Origin of the sequence: Streptomyces sp. NPDC001922 (genome assembly GCF_042891165.1) — a bacterium.
In the GTDB taxonomy this organism is placed as follows: Bacteria; Actinomycetota; Actinomycetes; order Streptomycetales; family Streptomycetaceae; genus Streptomyces.
The window spans coordinates 43567-62426 of sequence record NZ_JBIASV010000014.1; the positions used below are offsets into that span (position 1 = coordinate 43567).

14 protein-coding genes and 2 pseudogenes are annotated in these 18860 nt (G+C 68.9%); 5 read left to right on the forward strand and 11 right to left on the reverse strand.

Annotation, left to right across the window (positions count from 1 at the left end; all coding sequences use genetic code 11):
• Positions 1 to 326 precede the first annotated feature (326 nt).
• On the forward strand, positions 327 to 956 hold the full coding sequence (locus ACFYYR_RS25155; RefSeq protein ID WP_388857740.1) for a class I SAM-dependent methyltransferase: 630 nt from the start codon (positions 327 to 329) through the stop codon (positions 954 to 956).
• A 110-nt stretch (positions 957 to 1066) separates the two neighbouring features.
• Here the strand turns inward: ACFYYR_RS25155 and ACFYYR_RS25160 are convergent, their stop codons facing one another.
• A complete protein-coding gene (locus tag ACFYYR_RS25160) occupies positions 1067 to 3544 on the reverse strand; it encodes a tyrosine-type recombinase/integrase (RefSeq protein ID WP_388857744.1) in 2478 nt (825 codons plus the stop codon).
• On the reverse strand, positions 3541 to 4830 hold the full coding sequence (locus tag ACFYYR_RS25165; RefSeq protein ID WP_388857747.1) for a tyrosine-type recombinase/integrase: 1290 nt from the start codon (positions 4828 to 4830) through the stop codon (positions 3541 to 3543). Before ACFYYR_RS25165 ends, ACFYYR_RS25160 begins: the two co-directional genes overlap by 4 nt.
• A 71-nt stretch (positions 4831 to 4901) precedes the next feature.
• Here ACFYYR_RS25165 and ACFYYR_RS25170 point away from each other — a divergent pair.
• Positions 4902 to 5120: pseudogene (locus ACFYYR_RS25170) on the forward strand (hypothetical protein); the annotation flags it as partial.
• 162 nt (positions 5121 to 5282) lie between these two features.
• Here ACFYYR_RS25170 and ACFYYR_RS25175 read toward each other — a convergent pair.
• Positions 5283 to 6347, reverse strand: a complete 1065-nt coding sequence (locus tag ACFYYR_RS25175; RefSeq protein ID WP_388857750.1) for a serine hydrolase domain-containing protein — start codon at positions 6345 to 6347, stop codon at positions 5283 to 5285.
• A 332-nt stretch (positions 6348 to 6679) separates the two neighbouring features.
• Here ACFYYR_RS25175 and ACFYYR_RS25180 point away from each other — a divergent pair, with 332 nt between their 5' ends.
• Positions 6680 to 7804 carry a diaminopropionate ammonia-lyase gene (locus ACFYYR_RS25180; protein ID WP_388857753.1) on the forward strand — a complete coding sequence of 375 codons (1125 nt, stop codon included), beginning with the start codon at positions 6680 to 6682 and terminating at the stop codon, positions 7802 to 7804.
• A gap of 53 nt (positions 7805 to 7857) precedes the next feature.
• Here ACFYYR_RS25180 and ACFYYR_RS25185 read toward each other — a convergent pair whose 3' ends face one another.
• The gene (locus ACFYYR_RS25185; RefSeq protein ID WP_388857756.1) at positions 7858 to 8346 is read right to left on the reverse strand and encodes a hypothetical protein; all 489 of its coding nucleotides are present in this window, start codon (positions 8344 to 8346) and stop codon (positions 7858 to 7860) included.
• A gap of 167 nt (positions 8347 to 8513) precedes the next feature.
• On the reverse strand, positions 8514 to 9500 hold the full coding sequence (locus ACFYYR_RS25190; RefSeq protein ID WP_388857759.1) for an LLM class flavin-dependent oxidoreductase: 987 nt from the start codon (positions 9498 to 9500) through the stop codon (positions 8514 to 8516).
• A gap of 173 nt (positions 9501 to 9673) precedes the next feature.
• On the opposite strand from ACFYYR_RS25190, the gene ACFYYR_RS25195 reads away from it, so the two are divergent.
• Entirely contained in the window at positions 9674 to 11668 is a 1995-nt protein-coding gene (locus tag ACFYYR_RS25195) for a hypothetical protein (protein WP_388857762.1), read from the forward strand.
• 113 nt (positions 11669 to 11781) lie between these two features.
• Here ACFYYR_RS25195 and ACFYYR_RS25200 read toward each other — a convergent pair whose 3' ends face one another.
• The 5 genes from ACFYYR_RS25200 to ACFYYR_RS25220 all read right to left on the reverse strand — a co-directional run bounded on the left by ACFYYR_RS25200 (position 11782) and on the right by ACFYYR_RS25220 (position 17017).
• The gene (locus ACFYYR_RS25200) at positions 11782 to 12681 is read right to left on the reverse strand and encodes a TauD/TfdA dioxygenase family protein (protein WP_388857765.1); all 900 of its coding nucleotides are present in this window, start codon (positions 12679 to 12681) and stop codon (positions 11782 to 11784) included.
• A gap of 296 nt (positions 12682 to 12977) precedes the next feature.
• Positions 12978 to 14000, reverse strand: a complete 1023-nt coding sequence (locus ACFYYR_RS25205; protein ID WP_388857768.1) for an ABC transporter permease — start codon at positions 13998 to 14000, stop codon at positions 12978 to 12980.
• On the reverse strand, positions 13997 to 14821 hold the full coding sequence (locus ACFYYR_RS25210) for an ABC transporter ATP-binding protein (protein ID WP_388857771.1): 825 nt from the start codon (positions 14819 to 14821) through the stop codon (positions 13997 to 13999). The genes ACFYYR_RS25205 and ACFYYR_RS25210 overlap by 4 nt, the downstream gene beginning before the upstream one ends.
• Positions 14822 to 14825: 4 nt before the next feature.
• Positions 14826 to 15866, reverse strand: a complete 1041-nt coding sequence (locus ACFYYR_RS25215) for an ABC transporter substrate-binding protein (protein ID WP_388857775.1) — start codon at positions 15864 to 15866, stop codon at positions 14826 to 14828.
• A 275-nt stretch (positions 15867 to 16141) separates the two neighbouring features.
• Positions 16142 to 17017 carry a hypothetical protein gene (locus ACFYYR_RS25220; RefSeq protein WP_388857778.1) on the reverse strand — a complete coding sequence of 292 codons (876 nt, stop codon included), beginning with the start codon at positions 17015 to 17017 and terminating at the stop codon, positions 16142 to 16144.
• Positions 17018 to 17204: 187 nt separating this feature from the next.
• Here ACFYYR_RS25220 and istB point away from each other — a divergent pair.
• Positions 17205 to 18003: pseudogene (gene istB, locus ACFYYR_RS25225) on the forward strand (IS21-like element helper ATPase IstB).
• A 213-nt stretch (positions 18004 to 18216) separates the two neighbouring features.
• Here istB and ACFYYR_RS25230 read toward each other — a convergent pair.
• Positions 18217 to 18810: a TetR/AcrR family transcriptional regulator gene (locus ACFYYR_RS25230; protein WP_388857781.1), complete on the reverse strand. Its 594-nt coding sequence runs from the start codon at positions 18808 to 18810 to the stop codon at positions 18217 to 18219.
• Positions 18811 to 18860 lie beyond the last annotated feature (50 nt).

Below are 18860 nucleotides of genomic sequence, written 5' to 3' on the forward strand. Positions count from 1 at the left end.
GACCGTCCCACACCTTCGACGGCTACCACCGCACGCCACCACACAGAGGAGCGCAAGAGCTGAACACGTGGACTTGACAGGGAACTGTGCTCGTGCCGCCACGAGACGCGCATCTCCGGGGCACCCGCGGTGCTGTGGGTCGGCTTCCCGAAGAGCACGCTTGCCTGGACCGGACCCGGGGGCGAACCCACCTGGTACGCGACCTGGCTTCTCCGAACTAGCGGGGCGTCCCGTGGCCAGGTGAGAGGACGATCAGTCCTGCGAGGAAGGGGCCGGTATGGGTCCGGAGAACTGCTGTGAACGGCACGGGTGTTAGCTTCCTTCCCGTGTTGAAACACCAGGACGAGACCAGGGCGGCCTATGACGGGGTCGTCGAACTGTATGCATCGATGTTCGCTAATCGGTTGGAGACGCAGCCGTTCGCGCGGAACATGATCGGCACCTTCGCCGAGCTCGTGCGTGGCACGGGGAACCTACGGGCAGCCGACGTCGGGTGCGGGCCTGGTCATTTGACGGCCATGCTGCACGACTTGGGGTTGGACGCCTTCGGGCTCGACCTCTCCCCGGCTATGGTCGCCCACGCCCGGCGGGCTCATCAGGCGCTGCGGTTCGACGAAGCGCGCATGGAGGCCCTGCCGGTCGAGGACGGCGCGCTCGGCGGAGTGCTGGCCCACTACTCGATGATCCATACCCCACCAGAGGAATTGCCCGCGCTGATCGCGGAGCAGGTGCGTGTCCTGGCGCCGGGGGGCCTGCTCCTGGTGTCCTTCTTCGGAACCGAGGGCTCGGAGCCTGTCCGCTTCGACCACAAGGTTGCGCCTGCTTACAGCTGGCCGGCGGACCAGTTTGCCGAGTTGCTGGCCGGGGCCGGACTCGTCCCGGTGGCTCGGTTGCTCCATGATCCAGCGTCCGAGCGGGGCTTCCTCGACACTCACCTGCTGGCCCGCCGCCCGTAGAACGTGGCGCGTGGCCGGGGTGGTGTAGATCATCCGCGTGGATGAAGCTCGTCCAAGCGCCGCGTTCTGTGGCGGTGTCCGCTGAGCACGCCGGAGTGACAGCCGTTCAGTCACGCAGGCCCCGGCGGGGTGGCCGCCGCGGTGGTGCGAGCAACGATCTCCCGGAAGGTAGGAATTCCCAGGTCGACAGACTCCTGCTTCCGGGAGATCTGGGCGTCGAGTTGGGCAAGCTTCTCCTCGGCGTGGGTCAGGCTGCTCTGCAGCCCCTCGATCTCGCCGAGCCAGCCCTCCCTTTCGGCTTCCAAGATGCGCGTGAGGAGGTTGTCGCGGATTTCGACAAGCCGGGGACGCTCTGTCGCGTGGACGATCAGGACGGGGCATCGGACACAAGCGTGTTCGTGAGCACAGTCAGTCCCGTATGCGCGGCCGCAGTCGCCCAGGGCGAGCTTGCGGCGCTCAAAGTGCCCGAGAAACTCTCCCCATTCCTCAGGAGTGACGGTGCGGTATTCATCGGCAGGCCGCAGAGCCCGGCGCCGGGCGATGAACGCTCGATGTGCCTCGATGGCGTCAGTGGGGTAGATCGCGGCATATCCCATCGTCGTTCCGATGTGGTCGTGGCCAGCGATGACCTGGGCGATGTGAGGGGGCAGGCCGTTGAGGATGGAGTCCGTGATGAAGATCCGGCGGAAGTCGTGGGGCTGAAAGATGAGGGGGTCACCCGCGCTGTCCGTCAGACCTGAGGCCAACAAGGTGACGTCGAGTCCTCGACGGATCGTCGCTCGTGACAGTGGACGCAGGTAGCCACCAGAGCGATCCTGGAACAGGAGCGGCATCGGCGGGTTCCAGACCCGTTCGTAGTGGTCATAGCTACGGAGAACGGGGACTCGCCCGTCCGAGCCTCGGACTCGAGAGACGACCGTGCTCAACACGTCCGCCAGCTCCGGCGTGACCAGGACAAGTCGCTCTTGGTCCGTCTTCGACGGGGCGATCTGCAAGAGCGGAACGGTCTGCCCGGTGGTGGGGAGCTTGTAGCTGACGATGCTGTGATGCCCCAGCTCGAGGAGTTCCTCGATGCGGATGCCGGTGTGCCGCAAGATCTCGATGGCAGCCCACCCCCAGAATGCGCTGCGCTCCTCACCCGCGAATGAGCGTCGGGTGCCCTTCGCATCCCAGGCATGGATCGGACGCCCGTCAGCGCATTTACTGAAGCGCGGGACCCTGAAGGTCTCACCAAGCACGCTGAAGTCCGAACCGAGCGGGGCAGCGTTGAGTGCATCGAGGCGCATTGTGGCCTCTTTCAGCAGGCGGTGCGCCGTCTTCACCAGCGTGGGCAGCGCCGGCAGGCGCTCGCGAGTACGTTGGTCCATGCGCGCTTTGAGCTGCTTCTCAGCCTTTCTTCCCGAGCACTCGGCTTCGCTGATCGGGCAGGGTGCCACCCAGGCGGCCCACTGGCCGGGGTCCTCCACTGCCCACTCCGCCAGGTCCAGGTAGAAGGCTCTGACCTGGGTTTTGATCCCGATTGCACCTCGGCGTGGCTCTGTGAACTCACGAAAGGAACCGTCGGGCAGACGCTTACGGACGGTCTTCGTGGCCAGGCGAACCTTCCAGGCAGTCATCACCTCGGCAGGCAGCCGAAGAGAGTCGATGCCCGGATGATGCCGCTCCAGGTCGCCCCAGAACCGAAGCGCCAGCGAGATCGTGAGCGCCTGCAGCGTCGTGAAGTCGAGTCCTACGGACCGATGAGAGAGGTAGGCGACCAAGAGATCGCGGATCGGACGGCACTGCAGTTCGTAGCGGTCGACAAGGTCCGCCGGGGTGAGTTGCCCCGTGCGATTCGAGATCCGGAACAGCGTGTGCGGTGCGTCTGCTGGAAAGAGACCCAAGTCGCGTAGCCAGGTGTAGGCGAGCTGGATCCGTCCATTGCTGTTGCGCGGATTCTTGCTTTGCCAGAGCAGCAGGTCGCCGACGACGATGTCCTCGATGACGCCGCCTCGACAGGCCATGATCTCCGCAATGGTCTTCAGCCCGGACGAGATATTCGCAGCCGAGATGTTGGTCGGCAGTGAAGCCCTCAAGCGGGCGAACCCCTCGGGGTCGCGTGTGGTCTCCAGAGCTGGCCGAAGATGCCGCGATCTTGACCCGATGAGGAACTCCGGGTCGGGTCTGACGGCATCCGCGCAGAGCAGCGCCAGCACCCCGACGAGGAGCGTTTCACGGCGAGATACTCGCCCTTCCGGGCGGGCCCAGGCTGCGAAGGCATCCCGCCACCCCTGCGACGCAATGTGCTGCCCGTGGGCAGGACTTCTCTGCCAGCGCTGCTGCCAGGTTTCTCCCGGAAAGGTCATCAGCCAGTCGAGCAGGAGACGCGCCCCGAACATCCGATTCGCCTGGGCGCTGGGCTCCACAGCTCGTAGCGGTGGGCGAGCCAGCCGCTCAAGGACCTCTTCACGGGTGACCGCGGTCGCTTCCCACGTGCTTGGTCTTTCCCGATGCGGGAATCGGTTCATCAGCTTGAGCTCTTCGGCGCCCACCATGCTGGTGACCCGCGGAACGAAGCTCGAGCCGACGTACGTCGCAGTGCTCGTCATGAGGCGTCCCGGCCGAAGAGGATGGACAGGGAGTCGGGGTTGTAGGACGGCTCGTCAACAGGCGCGAGAGTCTCCTCGCGTCGCTTCTCCTGACGGGCGTGGTGGGCAAGGCCGGCTCTGATGACGTCGTCCCTGGTCGGACGGTTGTAGATGTCCAGGGTCGACAGGTACTTGTGGCCGAGGATCTTTTGCACGTAGACCGGCGGCATGTTCGGGTCATCGAGCATGAGGAACGTCGCCGTGTGCCGCAGATCGTGAAGGGTCCAGTTGGCGCCCAGGAGATCGTTGGCGCGGTTGAACATCATGCGCGCCGCGTCGTATTCCAGTGGCCGCCATGGGCGCCGTAGCGTCCACCACAGCGCATGGTGGCGGCCCCGGGGGACGCCTTTCTTCCAGGCGGACTCTTGGTAGAGCCGCAGCCAGACGAACGCATCCGGGGTGGCGGCCAGGGCCTGGTAGTCGCGGGTGCCCTTGCGGATCACACTGATGGTCTGCTCGCCGACAACCGCACCGTCCTGCTTGACCGTGAGCAGCTCCTCGGCTCGGGCGCCAGTGGCGACCCAGAAGGCCAGCAAGGCGCGGTCACGATGAGACCGGAGCCCGGCGAAGACCTTGGTGTACATCTCGTCGGGAATCCGCCGCGGGACCCGCTGCGGAACGGTCGGCCGGTAGAGGCCCGTGCGTCGGTTGCGGTGCTTCTTCCCACCATCACGCTGTGGCCCGAGCTGGGACAAGCGCCGCCCACGGACCAACGGGAAGGGGTTCACCAGTAACGAACCGGTGCTTTCATCCAGATGGAAGTTGTAGAACTCCCGCAGCACCGTCTCGCAATGAGCCCGGGTTGCCGGCGAGTACTTGGTCCCGACCGTGGGCTTACCAGTCACCGGATTCGGTGTCCCCGGGGCCGGCCTGCCACTGCGAGGCGGCGAGACCTCGGAGAGAGCCTTGCCGCGATGGCGCCAATGGATGCGCTTCGGCTTGTCCGCCACCTTCATCCACAACATGAAGTCCCGGGCGTCTTCCCGGGTCGCACGGTCCCACTCGATCCCGAGCGCCCAGAGGAATCGGAACCAGCGCAGCAGATCCATGCCGTACGAACGTGGCGTCAACGGCGAGCTGTCCCTCGCCATCAGCTCCTTGAGGTAGAGCGCAGCGGGCTCGACCGGCCTCCCGAGACCATCCAGCACCCTGTACGGCTCCCAGGGATCTCCCGTCTTCAGCAACTGGCCTAACTCAGGCAGGACAAAGTTCCTCAGGTCCCTTCCGGACCGCTGCTCATCAAGCACATCGGGAAGCTAGCAGATACCCGGTCTGACCTGCGAAGACAGCTCAGTTAGTTCGGTTAACAGGCCCGACCCTCCGCCGCGGCTTCTGTCCCCGCTGCGGAACTCATCTGGTCTCCATGGCGGATGGCTCGAACATGATCATGGTGACCGGCTTCAGCCTCGACGACCGAAGCGGCACCGCTCCTGTCGGGCACTCCTTCCGCGAGGAAGCAGCACCGTGGATGACCATCACCCTCGGGTCGCTCCAGCCCCTCGACTCCGTTCCAGGCATCGCCGCCGACGACGCATAGCGAACAGGCGACCAACCACGTCCCGAACCCGACGACCACTGCGGCCGGTCGCGCAGAGGGAGTCCAGCGCCCCACCTGCTCGGCGGTGAGGACGCCGAGTCCGGCCCCTGGCCGACGGCCCGCGCCGCTCGGTACCCCCGCAGAGGCCGGAGCAGGGCGGTCTCAGGCCGCCGGTGTCGGCTCGATGGCGTGGGAGACCTCGGTGAGGAGTGATTCGACGTCCGCTCCCCAGCGTGAGCTCACGACCAAGTCCCGGGCGGGGTCGACCCACAAGAGGTGGTTGCCGCCGTTCCCGCGGGCGCAGCGGCCGGTCGCGGGGGCCTGGGGCCAGACGGTGCGGTGGTCGTTGAGCCACCACGACAGGCCGTAGTTGGGCTTGACCGGGCAGGGCTGCCACATCGCATCGGTCCAGCGGGCGGAGAGCAGCCGGTGCTTCCCCCACTGCCCGCCCTGGAGACAGAGCTGTCCGATCCGGGCCAGGTCGCCGGCGCTGATCCACAGGCCGCCGCCCCAATGTGCGCCGCCGGAGACGACGGGGACCTTCCGGCCGTCCAGTTCGACGACGGAGTCGGCATAGCCGTGCCAGGACCAGGTGGACGAGGCCCCGATCGGTTCCATGATCCGCTCACCGAGCACCTCGGGCAGCGGCCGGCGCAGCAGCACGGTGAGAGCAAGGGCGGTCAGGTTCACCCGCACGTCGTTGTAGGCCCATCCCTCTCCGGGCGGGCCGCCGGCCGACTCCGTGCCCTCGCGGGTGCTCTGGGCGTCGACCCAAATGGGCTTGGACCACAGTTCTCCCTCCCACTGGCTGGTCTGGTCCAGCAAGTGGCGCCAGGTGATCTTCTGCCCGTGCGCGTCGGCGAACTGGGGCAGGGACACCGCCCGGCAGACCGGCTCGTCGATGCGCAGCAGCCCGTCGTCGAAAGCCAGACCTGCCACCAGCGACAGGACGCTCTTGGTGGCGCTGTAGGCCATCTCCGCACGTTCCGGATCTCCCCAGGAGGCCAGCACCGTGCCACGGCGCACGATGAGCCCGGAGGCTCCCCCGCCGTCCAGGAGGGGGCCCATCACCTCCCGGTGAGCGGTGTCGGAGACCTGGGCGGCCAGGTAGGTGGCCATGTCCTGCACGCCCGGCACCGGGCGCTCGCCCTGCTGCATCGCTGCTTCCGCGAGCCGCCCCGGATCCACCCCCGCCCACGGGTCACCCGGAACGATGCCATCGCCCATATGTTCCGTCACGTCTGCCATGCATTCGCCTCTTCTCCGACTGTCCGACGGGGCGTCCATGGTCGCTCATGGGGTTTCTGACGCTGTACCGGAAGTGGATCTCCCCCGGTCGGCCTGTCGGCTCGGATTCGCCGGAGATCTGGAGACTCACGGCTGTTCCGCGACAACGAGCAGGGCTCGGTGATTCGCTGATCCGCCTGCTCGTACGGGCCTTCCGGTGATTTGCCCTCCCCTCCCCGCTCGACACGACGGGAAGTGCTGAGCGACACATGTGCAATGTCCTTGGGCACATGTGCTCGCCCGAAGGGACGGGTGGGGCGCACGCTGTCCGTATGACGTCAGAGACTTCCGACATCCGCACCGTGCCGTGGTTCGCACGCCCCGCCGCCCGGACCTGGAGTTGTCTGCCCGCCCCTGCCGCGGTGCGGGACTTCCACGCTTCGTTGCCCGACTACACTCCCACCCCACTCATCGAACTGCCCGCACTCGCTGACGAGTTGCAGGTCGAACGGGCCTTCGTCAAGGACGAGTCCTCCCGGCTGGGGCTGCCCGCGTTCAAGGCGCTGGGGGCGTCGTGGGCGGTGCACCGCGTTCTCGCCGAGCGGTCGAAGGCCGGCGACGGCGCCGCGCCCGGCCCAGTGACGCTGGTGACCGCGACCGACGGCAACCACGGGCGGGCCGTGGCCCGGACGGCACGCCGGCTCGGTCTGCGCGCTCACGTCTTCGTCGCGGAGGGGGTGCATCCTCAGGCCTCGGCGGCGATCGCCGCCGAGCAGGCCGAGGTCACGCTGGTCGCCGGGTCCTACGACATGGCCGTGCGTCGGGCGGCCGAAGCTGCCGCCGCGCCGGGGGCGGTGCTGGTGCAGGACACTGCCTGGCCGGGCTACGAGCGGATCCCGGGCTGGATCGTCGAGGGCTACTCCACGCTCTGCGCCGAGATCGACGAGCAGCTCGCGGCAGCCGGTGCAGGCCTGCCCGGTCTGGTCGCCGTGCCGGTGGGGGTCGGATCCCTGGCCCAGGCCGTCGTCACTCACTACCGCAGCCGCCCCGCTGGGCCTGCCCCGGCGCTGATGTCGGTCGAGCCGAAGGCCGCCTCGTGCGTCCTCGACAGCCTGGTGCGCGGCGAACCGGTCAGTGTCACCACCGGCGAGACCACCATGGCCGGGCTGAACTGCGGCACTCCCTCCAGCCTCGCCTGGCCCCACCTGCGCGACGGGCTGGATGCCGCGGTCGCCGTCACCGACGCCGACAGCGACCGCGCCGCCGCTGACCTGACCGCTCTCGGCCTCTCCCCCGGCCCGTGCGGCGCCGCTCCGCTGGCCGGCGTCCGTGCCGCGCTCAGCGGCGAGGGCGCCGATGCGCGACGCGGCGCTCTGGGCCTCGGCCCGGCCTCCACGGTGGTGCTGTTGAGCACCGAGGGCAGTGACGCCAATCCGGTCCGCGGCACCGACACCTGACTCCGGCCGGCTCGCGACGGCCGCTGCCCATGCGGCGGACGTGGCCGGGTGCGTCAGTGGCCGGAGGGCGGTTCGAGGCAGCCGGTTTCCATGAACGGGCCGTTGACCTCGACCTGATAGTTGGTCTTCTGCACGAACGCCGTCACGCAGGCGTCGCCGTGGACGCGCAGGCCGACCAGGGCGCCTTCGGGTGTGACGGTGTGGCCGTCCTCGGAGCGGGTGTACATCTCCTGCACGGTGAGTGTCCCGTCGCGCCGCTCCCCCTTCGAACCCGTCCGTTCCTCCTCGTATCCGAGCCCGAGCAGCGCGGCTCGCACGCTGCCGGGGTCCCATGTCCTCCGTTTCCAGAGCCGCTCGAGTACGGGTTCGATGCGGTCGGCTTCCTTCTGTGCGGCCTTCGCGCCGGCGGGGGACAGGGCCCCCGGGCGGCGGTAGGCGTTGTTGTCGCCGTTGTGCGGGGCACCGTCGACGACTCCGGGCTCCACATAGGGGGAAGCGCCCGGGGTGCCGGCACTCGCGGACGGACTCGGGGCCCCGGCCACGGCCTCTGTGCCGCTCTGTTCGCCACAGGCTGTCAGGAACAAGGAGGCAGTGCTCAGAACAACGGCTACAGCGGCGGTCCGTCCGCGCCGCCCGCATGTCGAGGTCACCATGGAAGGACAGTGCCACGGCCGGGCCCTGGGCGCACCGTGGTCTTTCGCCATTGTTCCTACGGTGCTGTCGTCGTCCCGGTGTACTCCTTGATGAGTTCGTAGGAGCGGATGCGGTCGCGGAGGTCGTGGACGGGGGTGGTGAGCATCAGCTCGTCCGCCCCGGTCTCGGCGGCCAGCCGGGAGAGCCGGTGGACGACGGTCTCGGGTGTCCCGACGGCCTGCTGCGCACGAAAGCCTGCCAGCGCCTGTCGCTCCCCCTCCGTGAACGGGTGGGCGGCCGCGGCCTCGGGCGTGGGGAAGGGGGTCTCGCTCAGTCCTTTGAGGAGCCCGGCTTTGACGACGTCCATGGGTCCGACGCGCCACGCGGCCTCTTCCTCCGTCTCGGCACACACCACTTCCACGCACACCAGCACCCGCGGTTGCGCGCACCAGCGGGACGGGGTGAACGCCGACCGGTAACGGTCCAGGACCGCACGGGTGTTCTCCGGCCGGATGTGATGTGCGACGGCGACCGGGAGGCCGAACTCCGCGGCGAGAGCGGCGCCCGCGGTGCTGGAAGCCAGCAGCCACGGCTCGGGGAGCGGGCCGAGCGCGACCTCGTCGACCAGGAACGACAGGATCGCGGTCACGTCGTCCCGGTACTCCGCGTCCGTCGCCGGTCCCGCTCCGCGGCGAAGTGCCCGTGCGGTGGCCTCGTCGAAGGTGCCGGGGCCGCGGCCGATCCCCAGGTCGATACGGTCCTGGTGCAGGGCCGCCAGCGTTCCGAACTGCTCGGCCAGTGTGATGGGGGCGTGATTGGGGGCCAGCACGCCGCCTGAGCCGACGCGGATCACCGAGGTCGTGGCGGCAGCATGCGCGGCCAGCACCACGGGAGGAAACGCACCGATCGCGGGCGAGTGGTGGTGCTCGGCGTACCAGATCCGGTGATAGCCGAGCCGTTCCAGCTCCTGAGCGAAGGGCGCGGTGTCGCGCAGGGTGTCCAGGGCGCGGGTGCCCGTCTGGACCATCGCGACTTCCAGTGCCGAAAGAGGTATGTCGAACATGGCGTCAGCATAGAGATCATTCGTTCGACGAAGGCAACAAATGATCTCTTGGGGGCATGTCGCGGGCTACCTCCGGACTCTCCGGTGCGGCAGCGGGCGGCGGCGAAGACGGCTGCTGGGCGATGGCAGGATGGCCGACGGGGAGCCGATCGGCCGAGGACATGGGGGCATGGGTGGCAGATTCTGCGCTCGAGGCGCTGGACGATATGCCGTGGGAGCAGCTGACGTCGGCGCTCGGGCAGCACCCGGCCAAGGAGTTGCGGCGGGCCCTGCGGGGCCTCGTAGTCAAGGGTGAGGCGGCGACCGAGAAGGACTGTTCCCCCTTGTTCGACCTCCTCGCACCGGCCACCGGCCCCGGACTCTCCGTCGCCACCGCCGCGCTGCCCCTGGTCGTCACCCTCGCCTGCGATCCGGCCATGGGCGCCCGGGCCACGCTCGTCCAGCTGCTGGTGAGCCTGTCCCGGACGGAGGCCGCAGCCGAACCGGACCTCGTGGACGCGGGGTGGCACGAAGCGCGGCGGCGCCGACGCCCCAGGATCCTGGCGCTGCTTGCGGACCCCCGGCCCGACGTGCGGAGGGAAGCCCTGGACCTCGTGGAGGACGTCGGCGTGCTGCTGGAGCGGTGGCGTGCCGAGACGGATCCGGCAGTACGGCTGCCCGTGCTGCTCGCGCTGGGGACCGCCGCGGCATGCTCCACCGACGCGGCGGCGGTGGACCGGGTGCGGGCGCTGGTGGCCGAGGTGCTGCGAAGCGACGGTCCTGTCATGCGGGTCGCGGCGGTTCACGCCTGGGCCGCGTTCGATCCCGAGGCTCCGGTCCGTGAGCTGGACCTGCTGGTGGAGGTTCTGTCGGATCCGACGGTACGTCAGCACGTCGAGGAGATCTGGTACGCGCCGGATGTCGACGGTGCCCTCACCCGTGAGGACGTCATCTCCTGGACCGCCTTTCTGTTCGAGGACGCGCCGCAGACGGCGCTCTCCTTCGTCGTCCGGCTCCTCGGCGTGGCTCGCCGGAACGGGGACGCCCTGTTGTGCCGGGCCGCGCTGGATCAGGGGTGGCGGCTGCTGGTCGTCCAGCCGTCCGCGGTGTCCTCGCTGCTGCCGCTCGCGAGCGCTCTGCTGGCGGACCCGGACGACGGCGTACGGCTGCGGGCGGCCCATCTGCTCGCGGTGCTGGGTTCGCGGGCGGCACCGTACGCGGATGAGTTGGCCGCGCTCCTCGACGACCCGGGCGAGGACGAGTTCCTCGAGGGCACCGTCGGCGACCACGCCCGCTGGGCGCTGACTCGCATGGGTGACCAACGTGCCCTGCCGGAGCTGGTCGAGCGGCTGTACGCGCCGTACCGGGGCCAGTACTCCCGGGGGTACGCCGTGGCCGACCCGCACCTGCCGGAGGTCGAGGACGTCCTGACCCCGCTGCGGGCGCATGCGGAGGTCCTCCTGCCCGCGGTGCGGCAGCTGCTCCGTGACGAGGGCAGGGGCGGGGTGCTGACCTGCCCCTTCCTTCGCATCCTCACAGCGTGGGGACAGGCCGCGGCCCCCGCGCTGCCAGAGGTGGTGGCGCTGCTGGATGACGCCCGGTACTCGCTGTACGCAGTCGACGCACTGGTGGCGATGGGACCGGCCGCGGCGTCCGCCGAACCCGCCGTACGCGGCTGCACGGTCCTCGACCACCCCGGCAACCACCACCACGTGGCGTGGGCCGCCTGGCGCCTCGGCGGCGACCGGGATGCGGCGCTGCGGGCCATCGGCGCAGCGGTGCTGACCGAGGACGGACCGCTGTACGGTCCCGTCCACCTCCTCGGCGACTTCGGCCCGGCGGCGGCGTACTGCGCGGACCGCGTGCGGCATGTCATGGACCATGGTGGTGCCTGGGTGCGGCTGCGGGCTGCGGTCACGCTGTGGTCGGTCACGGGCCAGCCGGAACCGAGTGTGTCCGTCCTGGAGGCGTACTTTCCTCCCATCGCCGAAGGTGGCGACACCTTCGGCCACTTCCTCGACGCGCTGCTGGCCCTCGCCCGGATCGGCACGGTCTCCCCGTCGGCGCGGACCGTCCTGCGCCGCGTGCGGGCGTCCGACCGCTGGCTGTCGACGTACCGGGACTACCGGGCGGTCCTGCAGGACGAAACGATCCGGTCCGCGATCGACGAGGTCCTCGCCCTGCCGTGACGACCGGCCGGCGGGCACGGGACTCCCGAGGCGGCACATGTGGGCGGCCCGCCCGGTGTGCGGCGCGTGCACACCGGGCGGGCACCCTCATGGCGGCGGGGGATGACAGGTCGTCAGGCGACGGCCGGGGTGTAGTGGCCGGCCTCGTCCCCCTCGAGGACGTAACTGCGCTCGCCGTCCACACCGACCGGGACATCGCCCGCGACCGTCACCCGGTGCAGCAGACGCGGCAGGTCGCCGTAGTCGTCGGGGGCGTAGTGCTGGGTGATGCGGTTGTCGAAGAGCACCACGTCGCCCGGGGACCAGGCGACCCGCAGGATGTTCTCCGGGCGGATGACAGAGGACTGGAGGATCCGCAGCAGATCGCGGGACTCGGACGGGCCGAGGCCGATGAGGCTCTGGGCGAACCCGCCGATGAACAGGCCGCGTTCGCCGGTCTCGGGGTGGACGCGGACGACGGGGTGGGCGGTGCGGTACTTGCGGGAGACGAAACGCTTGCGGTGCTCGGCCGCCTTGGCGTTCTTGGGGGCGGCGTAGTCGTAGTCGTTGGTGTGGACGGCCCACAGCTTGTCGGCCAGCTCGCGCAGCGGCTCGGGCAGGTCCCGGTAGGCGGCGGCCGAGTTGGCGATGAGCGTGTTGCCGCCGTAGGGCGGAACCACGATGCCGCGCAGGGTGGACACCTTCGGTGGCGTTCGGACGAAGGTGACGTCCGTGTGCCAGTGGTTGGCGCGGATGCCCTCCTCGGCGTCGACCGGCAGGATGCTGGGCTGTTCCTCGACGGACGGCACCGTGGGGTGCGCGGTGGTCAGCTCTCCGAAGAGGGAGGCGAAGCGGAGCTGGGCGGCGTCGTCCAGGTGCTGATCGCGGAAGACGAGCGCCTTGTGCTCCAGGAGCGCGGTGTTGATATCGGAGACGATCGCGGGGTCGAGGGTCTCGGAGAGATCGGCGCCGAGAATTTCGGCTCCGATCCGGCCGCCGATCCTGCGGATGTCGAATCCGGTGCTGGTCGTCATGGGGGCTGTTCCTTTCGGTGGTGTCCTCAGGGGGGTGTCGGGTGGTGAGGGTGGTTCCGCGCCCGGCGCGGGGAGCGGCGGGACGCGGGCTTCCGGCCGCTCCCCCGGCCGATGGGGCGGTGGCGGCCGCCGACCTGCCCCGTGCGGGGCTGGGGACCCTCGTCGTGCAGGGTGGGTTCGTCGGAGGGTGAGGCGTACGAGCGGGGCTTCGGCCGGGAAGCTCACCTCGCACAGGGAGCAGGCACGGAAGTCACCGTGGCGCCTGGGCAGGGGCGGCGGGGGCACTGGGCGGGGAATCAGCTCTGTTCGGGGACGCGCCAGGAGCTGAGACGGCGTTCCACGGCCACGAGCAGTTGGTTGAAGGCGACGCCGATGACGGAGATGGTGAGGATCCCGGCGTACATCTGCGGGATCGCGAAGTTGTACTGGGAGGTATTGATCAGATAACCGAGCCCCGCCTTGGCGCCGACCATCTCCGCGGCCACCAGCACCAGGATGGAATAGGCTCCGGCCAGCCGTATCCCTGTGAAGATCGTCGGTACGGAGGCGGGCAGGATGATCTTCTGGAACAGCCGCGGGGCGGACAGATCCACGGACCTCGCCAGCTTGAGCAGTGTGGGGTCCACCTGGCGCACCGCGCTGATGGTGTTGAGGAGGATCGGCCAGGTGCAGGCGTAGAACACCATGGAGATCTTGGACGTCTCGCCGATCCCCAGCAGCAGGACGAACACCGGTAGCAGCGCCAGGGCGGCGGTGTTGCGGAAGACCTCGAGCAGCGGCCCCAACAGGTCCGCCACCACCCGGTATCTGCCGATCAGCAGACCGAGCGGCACGCCGACGACGACGGCCAGACCGAACCCGGTGAACGAACGCGCAAGACTGGTGCGGCCGTTGTCGGCCAGCTGCCCGTCCGCCAGCAACTCCCACCAGGCGCCGGCCACCTCGCTGAAGGGCGGCAGGAACGTACGGTCCACCAGGCCGGCGCGGGGCGCGGCCTCCCAGACGGCGAGGAGTGCGGCGATCGCCGCGACTTTGGTGAGGCCGCGCAGCAGCAGGCCGGGCAGTCGGCGACCGGCAGCGCGGGCCCGGGGTGTGAGGGGGATCGCCCTTCGCGGGCGTCCGTCCGGTGCCGGAGCTTCCGCGGAGTCCGGAGCGTCCGTGGGGTCCGGGGTATCCGTGAGGTCCGGAGCGTTGGGAGCGTCCGTGGGGTCCGGGGTGTCCGTGGGGTCCGGGGTGCGTGCCCCGTCGGCGGGCCGGGGAGCCGGGTCGGGGGCGGTGGGGGCCGTGATCTCGGTGGTTGCACCGGTGGCGCTGCTCATGCCGGGACACGCTCCTTCTCCAGTTGCTGGGCGCGGGCCACTTCGTCGTGCAGGAGACTCCAGATCTCATGCCGGTGGCGCGCGAACTCCGGGCTCGACCGCACGTCGTGCGCCGTGGTGCGGCCGTCGAGCGCGATCGGTACGACCTCTTTGACAGCCCCCGGCCGGGAGGTCATGACGGCCACTCGCTGCCCGAGGTAGACCGCTTCCTCGATGCCGTGGGTGATGAAGACGACCGTCTTGCCGGTCCGTTCCCAGATCCGCAGGAGTTCGTTCTGCAACAGTTCCCGGGTCTGGGCGTCCAGGGCGGCGAAGGGCTCGTCCATGAGGAGTACGTCCGGGTCGTAGGCGAGGCTGCGGGCGATCGCCACCCGCTGCCGCATCCCGCCGGAGAGCTCATGGGGGTGCCGGTCCTCGAATCCGGCCAGGCCCACCAGCTCCAGGTACTCCCTGGCGCGTTCGGCGCGCTCGCGCCGGGGCACTCCGGTGGCCTCCAGGCCGAATTCGACGTTGCCCCGGGCGGTGCGCCAGGGAAGCAGGGCGTACTGCTGGAAGACGGTGCCGCGGTCGAGACCGGGGCCGGTGACCGGCTCTCCGTTCAGGAGAATCCGCCCGCTGGTGGGCCGGGTGAGGCCGCCCAGCAGGTCCAGCAGCGTGGACTTGCCGCAGCCGCTGGGCCCGACGACCACCATGAACTCACCGGCGGAGATCTCCAGGTCGATCCCGTCCAGGGCGGTCAGCTCGCCGGCCTGACGGCTGCCCGCCGGCCTCTGCACGGGGAAGGCCTTGCGGACCTGCTCAAAAGCGATGTCGACGGTCATGGGATCAGCTCCGGGTCTTCGTCGCCGAGGAGGCCGAGGGGGCCGAGGAACCGGGCGACGTGCTCGACGGGCGGTACTCGTTGAATTCATTGGTGTAGAGGCCGGACACCTTGACCTTCCCCCGCTTGATGTCGCCGCGCTCCGCGAGCCAGTCGACCCACAACTGGAGCTGCCGGTCGGTGATCCGGCCGCCGGTCTCGGCGACGCCGAAGGACTTCCAGTACTTCAGGGGAGTGGCGTCCTCCTTGCGGCCGCGCTTCCTCACGATCTCCTCCATCCGCGCGATCACCTCCTCGCGCGGCGTCCGGCGGGCCCACTCGATGGCCCGGGCCACACCGGTGACAAAGGCCGCGGCCGTATCGGGGTTCTGCCTCAGGAAGCGAACGGTCATCACATACGTTCCGGCACTGAACGCCCCGAGCAGCTGGTAGTCGGTGAACAGTGGACGGATTCCGCCGGTGGCCAGGGCCTTGTCCCGGAGGATGTCCCCGAGGACGCCCACCTGGATCTGGCGTTGCCGCAGGGACTGTTCGGTGTTGACCGGCGGCACCACCAGGGGCTGCACCTTGTGAATATCCCCCTGGGACAGTCCATGGCGCTTGAGATAGATGTCGAGCATCGCCTCGGAATGGGCTCCGAGGGTGTTCATGCCGACTTTCTTCCCGATCAGGTCACGAGCCGATCGGATCGGACCGTCCTCCAGTACGTAGAAGCCGTTGTACGCGTGCCGGTCGGATCCGTAGTAGCTGATGACGGACGTGATGGGGGCGCCGTTCGCGGCCAGTTTGACGACCGCGCCGTTGAAGGCTCCTCCGAAGTCGATCTGCCCGGTGGCAGCCGACTGGATGTCCTGGGGGCCGCTGATCGTGTTGCCGACCCAGTCCAGCTTCACCTCACCCAGATATCCCAGATCCTCGGCGAGCTCCGGCACGATGACCTGGCCCGCCCATCCCTGGTACCGGAGTTTTCGGGCCTGCTTCCCGGATGAGCCGCCCGCGGACCTGCCGCAGCTCACCGCCGCGGCCGAGGCACCGAGAAGCGTCATGAATTGTCGTCTGGAACGGACTGCAGGCATGAAAGAACCCCTTGCGGAAGGCGACGTGAAGGGCAGACCGAATAACCGCACGACATGGTCCGAGAAATCCGCGCACCGGTGAGCAGATGGCATCACCATGCGACCTTTCCTCGTCACGTCATGAGGGAGATTCGAGGAAAGTGGAAGAAACGGACGGCGAAGGCAGATCTCACCGCGCTACAGGGGCAGCGGAAACCTTCGGATGCCGAGCGGGAAGAAAAGTGAGGGAGTCGAGCGCGACCGACTCAGCGGCCAACGGCACAGATGGCGCTGGCTTGGCGTCGCAGATCGACGTGCAGACGCACGGCGAAATTCTCGGATTGGCTCACGTACAGCAGGATGGCAGCGCGTACAGCCCTCGTCAACGCTTGCTGGATTCCATCTCGCATGGCGGATTCCTTATCGTGCATCAGGCTAGTGGCTTTATCGAGCAGTAGTGACGTCACTTGTCGATGGGTTTGGGAGGCGCCCCGGCCCACGGTCGGGTGATGTCGATGGGTTTGGGAGGCACCGGGTCTCTTGCCAGGGCAGCATCGGGATGCTCCTGGTGAAAGGTGCTGGTCATGCCGCAGATGTCGAAGGTCGAGCTGTACGCGGCGATCCGGCGTGACCATCGCGGCGGCCTGTCGATGCGGGAGCTTGAGCGCAAGCACTGCGTGACCTGGCGGACGGTACGCAAGGCGTTGGACTCGTCCTGGCCGGAGCCCCGCAAGAAGCTGCCGCCGCGGGCCACCGGGCTGGATCCGTACAAGCCGGTGATCGACGAGATCCTGAGGGCGGATCTGGACGCGCCGCGCAAGCAGCGGCACACGGTCACCCGGATCTTCCACCGGCTGGTCGAGGAGCACGGAGCCGATGTCTCCTACGGGATGGTCCGCTACTACGTCGCCGGCCGGAAGCAGGAGATCCTGGTCGAGTCCGGCAAGGCGCCGCTGGAGGCGTTCGTCCCGCAGACCCACCTGCCCGGCCATGAGGCGGAGGTCGACTTCGGTGACGTGACCGTGCGCCTGGCCGGCGAGCTGGTGACCTGCTACCTGTTCTCCTTCCGTCTGTCGTATTCGGGCAAGGCCGGCCACCGCGTGTTCGCCTCCTGCGGCCAGGAAGCCTTCTTCGAAGGCCATGTCCACGCGCTGCGGACGCTGGGCGGGGTCCCGCGGAGCAAGGTCCGCTACGACAACCTCAAGGCCGCCGTCGCCAGGGTGCTGGGGCAGAGCCGGGCGAGGGCGGAGGCCGACCGGTGGATCGCCTTCCGTTCGCACTTCGGCGCCGCCGCGACAGCGGCGGTGACCACCGTGAGGGAGAAGCACAGTGACGACGCTGCCCCGCCAGCGAGGCTTGACCGAGCAGGCCGCCGACGCTGCCATCGACAGCGCCTGCCGCCTGCTGCGGCTGCCGTCGATCCGCAAGGAGTTCTCCGACATCGCCGAGCGGGCGCTGAAGGAGCAGATGAGCTACCGGGGCTTCCTCGCCGAGCTGCTGATGGCCGAATGCGACGACCGGGCCCGCCGTCGTTCGGAGAGGCGGATCAAGGCCGCCAACTTCCCGCGGGAGAAGTCCCTGCGGGCGTTCGACTTCGACGCGAACCCCAACATCGACGCGGCCACCGTCCACACCCTCGCAAGCTGTGAATGGATCAAGAACGGGCAGCCGCTCTGCCTGATCGGTGACTCCGGCACCGGCAAGTCCCACATGCTCACCGCCCTGGGCACCGAGGCGGCAATGAAGGGATACCGCGTCCGCTACACGCTCGCCACGAAACTGGTGAACGAGCTGGTCGAAGCCGCCGACGAGAAGCAGCTGAACAAGACCATCGCCCGCTACGGGCGTGTTGATCTTTTGTGCATCTGAGCTCGGTTACATGGAGCTCGACCGCCGCGGCGCCGAACTCCTCTTCCAGGTTCTGGCCGAGCGCGAGGAGAAGAACAGCGTCGCCATCGCCTCCAACGAGTCCTTTGGAGGCTGGACCAAGACCTTCACCGACCCGCGGCTCTGCGCGGCCATTGTCGACCGCCTCACCTTCAACGGCGCCATCATCGAGACCGGCACCGACTCCTATCGCCTCGCGTCCACGCGGGCCCGGGCCGAGGAATCCGCCAAGGCTGGCTGAGTAGGGTCGGGCACTGGCGCGGTGGCTGATGCTCCGCTTCCAGTCCCCGGCCCTAATCGGTCGCTGCTCAACAAGGTGTCCTGACCCAGGGCTTCGAAGAGCCCGGGACAGTAGCACCAACCGGTGATGCCTGCTGACACAGGCACTAGTGACAACCGAGTGGGAGATGACCGGTCTTCGGGCTGGGTAGGCGGCGCGGCTCCCGGCGGGCCGTCACGCCTCCAGCATGCCGGTAACCAGCAGCCGCAGCGACACCGCAAGCCGTCGAGCCTCTCCCTGCCCCAGCAGGTGCACGATCGGTCCGTTCTGCAGAGCGCCAAGCAGGATATGGGCCAGCAACTCGGCGTCCAGGTCAGGGCGTTCTTCGGTGATCAGCTCGCTGATGTGGCCGTGCCAGAACCCGTAGACCGAGTGCTGTTCACGCGAGTCCTCCTGGGCGTCGCGGGGGACTGTCGCCGCCTGGCCGAGGGCGGCCAGCAGACCCTTGTTGCGGCCGACCACGTCCACGACTGCGTCGAGGAAGGCCAGCAGCCGCTGCCTGGGCGGGGCTCCCGGGCCCAGCGGCGGGGGGCCATCGGTGACCGATTCGCGCAGGGCGTGGGCTCGTTCCAGCATCAGCTCTCGCATCAGGCCCGCGCGGCTGCCGAAGCGGTGGAACACCGTGCCCTTCCCGACCCCGGCCGCGGCAGCGATGCGCTCCATCGAGACCTGCTCCGGTGGGTGTTCGGAGAGGAGGCTCTCGGTCGCCTTCAGGATCGCCTGCCGATTGCGTGCCGCGTCGGCGCGTTCACGACGGACTTCCGCCATCAGCTCTCTCCTTGTCCAGGGCCATGACCCGTAGCCAACTGGACCGGCGG